This window comes from Methylophilus sp. (genome assembly GCF_052437885.1).
Taxonomy (GTDB): domain Bacteria; phylum Pseudomonadota; class Gammaproteobacteria; order Burkholderiales; family Methylophilaceae; genus Methylophilus.
Window position 1 is genome coordinate 124,427 of sequence record NZ_JBQVPB010000009.1, and the last position, 8,072, is coordinate 132,498.

12 protein-coding genes are annotated in these 8,072 nt (G+C 53.6%); 10 read left to right on the plus strand and 2 right to left on the minus strand.

From position 1 onward, the window contains the following. Positions 1-13: 13 nt before the first annotated feature. Positions 14-997 (minus strand): integron integrase, encoded by a 984-nt coding sequence (locus tag ACT6RZ_RS10755; RefSeq protein ID WP_444702109.1) that lies wholly within the window; start codon positions 995-997, stop codon positions 14-16. A gap of 210 nt (positions 998-1,207) precedes the next feature. Between ACT6RZ_RS10755 and ACT6RZ_RS10760 the strand changes: the two genes are divergently transcribed. The 9 genes from ACT6RZ_RS10760 (at position 1,208) to ACT6RZ_RS10800 (ending at position 6,289) form a co-directional block, all read left to right on the plus strand. Next, positions 1,208-1,699 carry a VOC family protein gene (locus ACT6RZ_RS10760; RefSeq protein ID WP_444702110.1) on the plus strand — a complete coding sequence of 164 codons (492 nt, stop codon included), beginning with the start codon at positions 1,208-1,210 and terminating at the stop codon, positions 1,697-1,699. Positions 1,700-1,792: 93 nt separating this feature from the next. Further along, the gene (locus ACT6RZ_RS10765; protein ID WP_444702111.1) at positions 1,793-2,125 is read left to right on the plus strand and encodes a hypothetical protein; all 333 of its coding nucleotides are present in this window, start codon (positions 1,793-1,795) and stop codon (positions 2,123-2,125) included. Between the two features lie 3 nt (positions 2,126-2,128). After that, positions 2,129-2,770 (plus strand): hypothetical protein, encoded by a 642-nt coding sequence (locus ACT6RZ_RS10770; protein WP_444702112.1) that lies wholly within the window; start codon positions 2,129-2,131, stop codon positions 2,768-2,770. Between the two features lie 59 nt (positions 2,771-2,829). After that, positions 2,830-3,252 (plus strand): VOC family protein, encoded by a 423-nt coding sequence (locus ACT6RZ_RS10775; RefSeq protein WP_444702113.1) that lies wholly within the window; start codon positions 2,830-2,832, stop codon positions 3,250-3,252. 136 nt (positions 3,253-3,388) lie between these two features. Beyond that, positions 3,389-3,757, plus strand: coding sequence for a VOC family protein (locus ACT6RZ_RS10780; protein ID WP_444702114.1), 369 nt, complete (start codon positions 3,389-3,391; stop codon positions 3,755-3,757). Between the two features lie 12 nt (positions 3,758-3,769). Continuing rightward, positions 3,770-4,198: an EamA family transporter gene (locus tag ACT6RZ_RS10785; protein ID WP_444702115.1), complete on the plus strand. Its 429-nt coding sequence runs from the start codon at positions 3,770-3,772 to the stop codon at positions 4,196-4,198. A 142-nt stretch (positions 4,199-4,340) separates the two neighbouring features. Beyond that, the gene (locus ACT6RZ_RS10790; RefSeq protein ID WP_444702116.1) at positions 4,341-4,565 is read left to right on the plus strand and encodes a hypothetical protein; all 225 of its coding nucleotides are present in this window, start codon (positions 4,341-4,343) and stop codon (positions 4,563-4,565) included. A 90-nt stretch (positions 4,566-4,655) separates the two neighbouring features. Beyond that, on the plus strand, positions 4,656-5,960 hold the full coding sequence (locus ACT6RZ_RS10795; protein ID WP_444702117.1) for a PQQ-dependent sugar dehydrogenase: 1,305 nt from the start codon (positions 4,656-4,658) through the stop codon (positions 5,958-5,960). Between the two features lie 2 nt (positions 5,961-5,962). After that, positions 5,963-6,289: a YnfA family protein gene (locus tag ACT6RZ_RS10800; RefSeq protein WP_444702118.1), complete on the plus strand. Its 327-nt coding sequence runs from the start codon at positions 5,963-5,965 to the stop codon at positions 6,287-6,289. Between the two features lie 93 nt (positions 6,290-6,382). On the opposite strand, the gene ACT6RZ_RS10805 is transcribed toward ACT6RZ_RS10800, so the two are convergent. After that, positions 6,383-6,682 (minus strand): hypothetical protein, encoded by a 300-nt coding sequence (locus ACT6RZ_RS10805; protein ID WP_444702119.1) that lies wholly within the window; start codon positions 6,680-6,682, stop codon positions 6,383-6,385. A gap of 225 nt (positions 6,683-6,907) precedes the next feature. Between ACT6RZ_RS10805 and ACT6RZ_RS10810 the strand changes: the two genes are divergently transcribed. Beyond that, the coding region (locus ACT6RZ_RS10810; RefSeq protein ID WP_444702120.1) for an AIDA repeat-containing protein at positions 6,908-8,072 on the plus strand (1,165 nt) is incomplete at its 3' end.

Here is an 8,072-nt window from a genome sequence, read left to right on the forward strand (position 1 = left end):
TGACTCACGGTCGCTAAAGCACATCCAGCGGGCTGGCGACACCGCGGCTGCCGGTATTGACTACCTGGGTATAAATCATGGTGGTGCTCACATCCGCATGGCCGAGTAAGGCCTGCACCGTGTGCACATCCTGCCCGCCTTGCAGCAAATGGGTGGCAAAACTGTGGCGCAAGGTGTTCGGTGTCACCTGCTTGTTGATACCGGCCTGTGTGGCCAGTTTTTTCACCGCGCGCTGCACGGTTTTTTCATCGGCATGGTGCCTGTAGACAGCGCCAGTCTGCTGGTCGACTGAAAGTTTGCCCGAGGGGAACACATATTGCCAGCTGAGGTCTTTGCTGGCATCGGCATATTTGTTTGCCAGGCCTGGCGGCATCCTGGCCTCGCCAAAGCCTTTGGCCAGATCTTCCGCATGCAAGCTCTCCACTATCTCAAAATGTGCTTTTAGCGGCTCTACCAGACTGGCCGGCAATAAGGTGATGCGATCTTTATAGCCATTGCTATCGCGCACCAGTATCTCCAGCCGGTCAAAGGCTATCTCGGCTACCCGCAGGCGCAAACACTCCATCACGCGCAAGCCGCTGCCGTATAACAGGCTCACCAGCAACCACATGCTGCCATCCAGCCGCGACAGTATGGCCTGCACCTCATGCTTGCTCAATACTACCGGCAAACGTTTGTCTGCCTTGACTCTGGTCAGGTTCTCCATGGCCGGCAATTCGCGCTGCAACACTTCTTTATATAAAAACAGCAGCGCGCTCTTGGCCTGGCTTTGCGTGCTGGCCGACACCATTTTCTCAAGCGCCAGATGGTTCAGATAGGCTTCTATCTCTGCGCTACCCATCTCGCGCGGATGCCGCTTGTCGTGGAAAGTGATAAAGCGTTTTATCCACTGGATATAGGATTCTTCGGTGCGCTTGCTATATTGCAGTGCGTCTAGACGCTCGATGATGCTGGGGAAAAGCTTGGGCTGCGCTGATTGCAAAGGTGCACTATCCATAAATAAACTCTCTTTACAGGTGCACTAAATTTAAATTAAATATTGAAAAATATCAATTATTATTGTTTTAAATTATTGTAGGCGAATAATAAACTAAAAATCCGGCCCGGTTTGCCTAGAACTTGTCTTGCGAAATACTGGTCAAGATTGAAATGACCATACACGCCATGCATGATTTTTTAATGACATTTTAGAGAGGGAGCCACGGTTATGGAAAAAGCCAGCACTGCTAAAAATACGGTCTGCCTGTGGTTTGACGGTGCAGCACAGGCAGCTGCCGAGTTCTATGCCGCCACCTTCCCCGATAGTCGCGTCGTCGCCGTGCATCACGCACCGGGCGATTATCCATCAGGTAAGCAGGGCGATGTATTGACTGTGGAATTCACAGTCATGGGCATCCCCTGCCTGGGCTTGAATGGCGGCCCGGCCTTTAAACATGATGAGGCATTCTCGTTTCAGGTAGCCACCGACGACCAGGCTGAAACCGATCGCTTATGGCACGCGATCGTGGCCAACGGTGGCGAAGAAAGCGCCTGTGGCTGGTGTAAAGACCAGTGGGGTATTTCGTGGCAGATCACCCCGCGCGCATTGATGGCAGCGATCACTGACGCCGATCCTGCTGCTGCCAAGCGCGCTTTCGAGGCCATGATGCAGATGGGCAAGATAGATATCGCCGCCATTGAAGCAGCCAGGCGCGGTTGAGCTAGTGTTCAGTGCCGCGAAATTTAGGCTAGACGTACACTAGCCCAGCCCGTACCATAAAGCAAATTGAAATAATGTCAGAGAGGGGTCTAAGTGGCTATCCAGTTTTTACCTATCATCACAGCATTCGCGCCTTATATTGCGCAAGTGGCCACCGCGGCGATCCCGGCGTTCACGCCCAAGCCTGAAGTCGCCAAGGTTGACCCTTTATTAACCAAGCAGATAGAGGAATTGCAATCGGCGGCGACCCAGAATGCAGAGTCACTGCATGTGCTGGCCGAGAAGATGCAGCTGGCGATCCAGGGCATAGAAGCCGCTGCACAAAAAGCACAAAAACAGGTTACGGCCTACAAGACCATGCTGTTCCTGTCACTGGCGCTATCTACAGCATCACTGACGGTTTGCGTCTATCTCCTGCTCAGGTGACGCATGCGGCCTGGATACTTAAGCCAGCTGTGTTTTCTGCTGCTGACAGCCTGCCTGTCAGCCGCCTGCAGCAGGCCTATACAGAATGCATCCACTAGTCGTACCATACCAAACCCTATTCCTGTAGCCGAGCCTGCAGCCGTTTTGCATGTGATAGGCGTATACCAAGGGGCATTGCCCGCGTCTGCCGATAAACGTGCTTGGTGGGCAAAATGCCAGGCGGCCAAGCGGGCTGCCGGCGATCACGCCGCGATCAAACCAAATGAATGCGGTGATTTTCTTTCCCAGCCACATGTACAGCGCACTGTCACCGTCAATATCAGCGACGACTCCTCACCAGTGGTGCTCGGCCTGATGTCTTATGAGCCGGCCACATGGCAGATCGAACTGGCGCCTGGCGTGCAGCTACGCAAAGTGATTATGGCCGGCTATCATCAACAATCTGTCACCGGCGTTGGCGATAGGCAGATAGATGTCTATACCTATGAGCGCAGTGAGTGTGAGCGATGTGTACAAAAGGGCGGCCATTTTTATTCCTATCAGCAGGTGCCAGCCAAAATGGAAGCCGCCGCCGGCTTAAAAGCCAAATCATTCCAGGGCAATTACACCGGCGGGCGCTATGTGGTTTTTAAAGGCATGCAGTGACCTGCCTTGCCATTGCACCTGTCTGTTAAATTGACAGCCTCACTATACGGAGTTCAGCCATGCAACCTCATATCAGTATCATCACGCTGGCCGTCAACGACCTGCAAGCCTCGCTGGCGTTTTATCGCGACGGCATGGGCCTGGCTACTGAAGGCATCATGGGCACCGAGTTCGAGCACGGTGCCGTGGTGTTCTTTGAGCTGCAAGGCGGCCTGAAACTGGCGATCTGGCCGCGCGCCAGCCTGGCGCATGATACCGGCTTGCCTGTGTCTGGCCCGGTCTCTCCCGCTTTTGCCATAGGTCATAATGTCGCTTCCACAGCGGCGGTCGATGCACTGATGGCGCAAGCGGAAACTAGCGGGGCGACCATAGTAAAACCCGCCCAGGATACTTTCTGGGGCGGTTATGGCGGCTATTTCCAGGACCCGGACGGGCATCTGTGGGAGATAGTCTACAACCCGGATTGGCCGCTTGCAGACTAGCGCTGCCAGCTCACCGCGGTGAAAAAGTGATTCATCCTTTCCGCTGACACAACCATTACCATTGCACCTGACACGCCAGCTTGATTTATACTCATGCAATTAAGTCCCATCATCATCGCGGAGCAGGCATTCAATCATGGCAAACCTGAAAGTCACAGAGATCAAGGCCTTTGTACCGGCCAAAGATTTTGCAATATCCAAACAGTTTTATCAGGACATCGGTTTCACCATGGCCTCGGAAGGCGGCGGAGTGGCTTACTTTCACTATGAACACGCCAGTTTTTTACTGCAGGATTTTTGTGCCGAAGGCTTTGCCGAGAACTACATGATGCATCTGCTGGTTGAAGACGTGGATGCCTGGTGGCAGAAGGTGGAAGACAGCGGGGTGGTGGCAAAATATGGCGTGAAGGTCGTGCCTGTCACCCTGCAACCCTGGCGCATGCGTGATTTCTGTCTTGCCGACCCATCAGGCGTGTTGTGGCGCATAGGCCAGAATGTCGATTAAGCGCGCAGCCATATGATCACCGACTGGTTATTCTGGGCAGCGCTGTCAGCCTGCTTTGCCGCGTTGACCGCCATCTTCGCCAAAATCGGCATCCAGGGCATAGATTCCGACTTTGCCACCCTGATACGCACGCTGGTGATCACCGCAGTGCTGGCACCGTTTGTCTGGTTTGCTGGCAAGTGGAGTAATCCGCTGGCGCTGCCGTCACGCTCACTGTTGTTTCTGGTGTTGTCGGCAGTGGCGACCGGGGCTTCCTGGATATGCTATTTTCGCGCACTGCAGCTGGGCGAGGCCTCAAAAGTGGCGCCGGTGGATAAACTCAGCCTGGTGCTGGTGGCAGTATTCGCTTTCCTGTTTTTGGGCGAGCGGCTCTCAGCGCGTGAATGGCTGGGTGTGGCACTGGTGGCTGGCGGTGTGTTTGTGCTGGCCTTCAAGCGTTAAGCCATGCAGGTTGCGGACTAAAGCGCGAATGAGTAGAAGAACGTATTTTATGCCTAGCCAGACGCATGCATCATGGTGCATGCCAGGCCATACCCACAAGCATGCCCATTTCAGGTTTTAATTATTTAGACAGGAACACTCTTTGTTACGCGCGTTGATTTATGGGCTGACCATTTTGCATCTGGGCCCCGGTTTTGCATTTGCAGTGGTGGCGTTTGGCTGCGATAGTCTGGACCCCGCCCTGGGGGCTGTCTGCCAGCAAGACACTTTTGCATTATTCATACAATTGACCTTAGCCGCCTGGGCGGTGATGGTCACGGTTTTGTTGCTAAAAATATTCATTACAAAATGGATTAATAAAAAATAATATTTATTTGATTTTAAAAATAAAAATAATTTTTACATCAGTCTGATGTAAACTTTTCGCTATGCTTGCAACTCGAATGCAATCATAAGAATGGAGTATCCTGCTTTGCTTTCCCTGAACCAGAAAAAAACAAAACCATTATTTTTTAAATCCTTTCTGCTCACCCTGTTATGGCTGAGTGTCAGCTGGCACATGCTGCAACCTGCAGCGCAAGCTGGCGAGGGCGTGGTACCCCGTTTACTGCTGTCGGGTAGCGATGCAGCCGAAGCGGATAAAGAAGCCAACAAAGAGCCGGAGCCACCCAGGATCAGCTCGGTGTTCGGCACGCAAAACCTTAAAGTGTATAAACTGCCTTTTGAAGACTCGTATCCCAGCGGGCCGTTTGAGCGCCTGGATAAACATTTGTTCTTGTTTATCAGCAAATGTGGCGACGTTTATTTTGTACGCCAGAATGAGACGCTTGAGCTGGTGAAACCCGGCAAGCAGCTGGCGAAATTCATACCTGGCGGCGATACCTCGGCAGATGAGAGCAGTAGCAAGCAACTGGTGTATTGCAAGGAGCTTTCTGGCGTGAAAGACTCGCTGCTGATAGGCAAGACCCTGTATGTAGCGTATACCGCCTGGGATGAAGTGACCAACGGCGTGCGCCTGGCCGTCAGTGAGTTTGCGGTAGATGTAGAAAACAGCGAAGTGAGTTTTGACCGTGAGATCTATATCAGCCGCCCGGCGATCAAAGAGCCTATTCTCGGCCACCAGGTCGGCGGCAAGCTGGCATTGGGCGAGAATGAACGCACCCTGTATCTGAGCATAGGCGACTTTTCCAAACCTGACCGCGTGCAGGATAAAACCACCTCATTAGGCAAAGTCATGCGTATCGATCTGCAGCGCCTGAATGCCGAAGTGCATGCCACCGGCTTCCGCTCACCTTCGGGCGGCCTGTTTTACGATAAAGAAAGCAATGAATTGTGGCTGACCGACCATGGCCCGCGCGGCGGCGATGAGATCAACCTGATCAAGCGCGGCAAGAACTACGGCTGGCCTGTCGTCAGTTACGGCACGATTTATGAACGTGATGGCATGAGTGGCTATTACGGCAATAAATTCAACAGCCACGAGGGCCACGAAAAACCGCTGATGACCTTTGTGCCCTCCATAGGCATAGGCCCGCTGGCCAAATATCCACCGACCGGGCGCAACGACTTCTGGGATAACGATCTATTTGTCGCCGGCATGGGCAATACCACCTTGTACCGTGTGCGCCGCGAAGGCACTACGCTGGTGTATGCAGAGCCGGTGTTGAGCGATTACCGCATCCGCGCTATCCAGATCGACGCCAACGGTACCTTCTACCTTAAAACCGACCACAACCAGTTGCTGATCTCAGAGCAGGAATAAAAGTGGCAAAAACCTTGCTGCTGTTTGTGCTGACCGCCATCGCCGAGATCGTCGGCTGCTACCTGCCTTATCTCTGGTTGCGCGAGGGCAAGAGCATCTGGTTGCTGGTGCCGGCAGCCATCAGCCTGGCAGTCTTCGCCTGGCTGCTGACCCTGCACCCCACGGCCGCCGGACGCATTTACGCAGCCTATGGCGGCGTCTACATAGGCGTGGCTATCGTATGGCTGTGGCTGGTAGATGGCATACGCCCGACCGGCTGGGACCTGCTAGGTGCCGCAGTCGCCATGCTGGGCATGGCCATCATCATGTTTGCCCCCAGGCAGATATGACACCCTGAGCCCTCACGCTTGCAGCAAGCGGGCACGTTGCCAACATCTCCCTGCTTAGCGCGCAAATCACTTATCCCCAGTGTGGGTGGGGATTCAATGCAGTTGTTCAATACCACCGATATCCCTTAGCTTTTGCATTGCGGCTGAACACACGCCCAGGCTTGTGTTCACATGCCAGCCTGATGTGGTGATGGTGCAGCAAGCTTGGCGATCAATGATCAACCCAGCCTGTGCCTGTTCAAAAAACAAATAAAGCACAGACGCTTTAAGCGTGCTTGCAATGCAATAGACAAAAGCTGAGTGAACGCGCAAAAGCATAAGAATCAACCACCCATCAGCAACCCTTGATACTTTTTGAGTGATTGAGGCCAGTAAAGCCCGCGCCGTTAACATCTGTAAGTTCTTGTCAGCTTAATGGCTGCCAGATGTTTGAGAATGCCTGCGTATTCGCAGTTTTATTCTCAAGCTTTTAAATCTGGAAAGGCCCCTGCTATGCCAACACACCTACATAAACACCTGAAATTACCACGGTGTTTACTTCTGCATTCTTCCCTTAAAAACCTAGGTCTCCCTGGTGCTGGTTCAAAGAGTGCAGTCTTAAACCCCACCAGCCTGCTGTTGGCATTGTTATGCCTGGCTGGTTACCACGCCCAGGCTGCCGATAGCACAGTACCCGCCGGGGAGACTGTCAAGGATGCCGTGATTGATAATGGTGATGAACAAATCGTCAATGGCAAGGCGACTAATACGACGGTGCGCAATAATGCTGGGGGCTCAAGAAGCTCGCAAGAAGTTAATGGCATAGCCGAAGACACTATAGTGGAAAAGGGCGGTAGGCAGGCGATAAATACAGGCGGCACTGCGAAAAATACCATTGTGAAACAGGGTGGGGTTTTTAATTTGAAAAATAAATCGACTATAGAAAATCTCACGGTCGAATCCGGTGGCACTGCATACCTTCTGGCTGGCTCAATCTGGAAAGGCATTATCAACTACCAGCCAGGCAGCAAAAGCGAAGCTGGAGCCTACCTGTCAACCACCTGGAAAATGACCGGCGACTCTGCCCTCAATATCGTGACTCTTCAAGACACCGGCCATATCGACTTTGAGGCCCCCGACAGCGTGTTTAAAGCTAAAACCCTGAGTATAGATGAGCTTGTCGGCGAAGGTGGTCTGATCACACTCAACCAGGTACTGGGCGATGGCAGTGTGGCGGGTGACAAGATCATCATCCGCGATGGCGGCAAGGTCAGCGGCACGACCTACCTTGCCATCCGTAACGCTGGCGGCCTGGGTGGGCAGACCAGCGGCAACGGCATGCTGGTGGTCGAAGCGCAGGCAAATGCCGACACCACCGCACAGAGCAGCAAAGATGGTTTCAAACTCAAACAGCCGGTGTATGCCGGTGCCTACGAATACAAGCTGCGGGCAGGTGATGCTAATGGCCTCGGGCAGAACTGGTATTTGAGCAGCCAGTTCGATGCTCAGTTGAACGCTCAGTTGAATGCCCGTCATGCCTACCGCCCCGCCAGCGCCGCCTTGCCTGCGCTGATGGACCTCTCAGGCCGTATGGCCTTGCATGCACTGCTGCATGGCCCGCAGGCCGTAGGCACAGCGCTGGATACCAGTGCAGAGACCACAGCCAGGCACCCGATGTGGCTGTTTGCCAGCCAGGAGCGCCTGCATGCAGGCGGCAACGGCGACATCAACCCGGCTTACAGCAGCTGGATCAGCGGCCTGCACCTGGGCAGCGACCTCTGGCGCAATGAAGAAAGCACCACCC

What these genes read in the sequence shown, in the direction of transcription:
- ACT6RZ_RS10755 (WP_444702109.1), bottom strand. Translation starts at nt 997, where the DNA reads ATGGATAGTGCACCTTTGCAATCAGCGCAGCCCAAGCTTTTCCCCAGC.
- ACT6RZ_RS10760 (WP_444702110.1), top strand. Translation starts at nt 1,208, where the DNA reads ATGGAAAAAGCCAGCACTGCTAAAAATACGGTCTGCCTGTGGTTTGAC.
- ACT6RZ_RS10770 (WP_444702112.1), top strand. Translation starts at nt 2,129, where the DNA reads ATGCGGCCTGGATACTTAAGCCAGCTGTGTTTTCTGCTGCTGACAGCC.
- ACT6RZ_RS10775 (WP_444702113.1), top strand. Translation starts at nt 2,830, where the DNA reads ATGCAACCTCATATCAGTATCATCACGCTGGCCGTCAACGACCTGCAA.
- ACT6RZ_RS10780 (WP_444702114.1), top strand. Translation starts at nt 3,389, where the DNA reads ATGGCAAACCTGAAAGTCACAGAGATCAAGGCCTTTGTACCGGCCAAA.
- ACT6RZ_RS10785 (WP_444702115.1), top strand. Translation starts at nt 3,770, where the DNA reads ATGATCACCGACTGGTTATTCTGGGCAGCGCTGTCAGCCTGCTTTGCC.
- ACT6RZ_RS10795 (WP_444702117.1), top strand. Translation starts at nt 4,656, where the DNA reads ATGGAGTATCCTGCTTTGCTTTCCCTGAACCAGAAAAAAACAAAACCA.
- ACT6RZ_RS10805 (WP_444702119.1), bottom strand. Translation starts at nt 6,682, where the DNA reads ATGTTAACGGCGCGGGCTTTACTGGCCTCAATCACTCAAAAAGTATCA.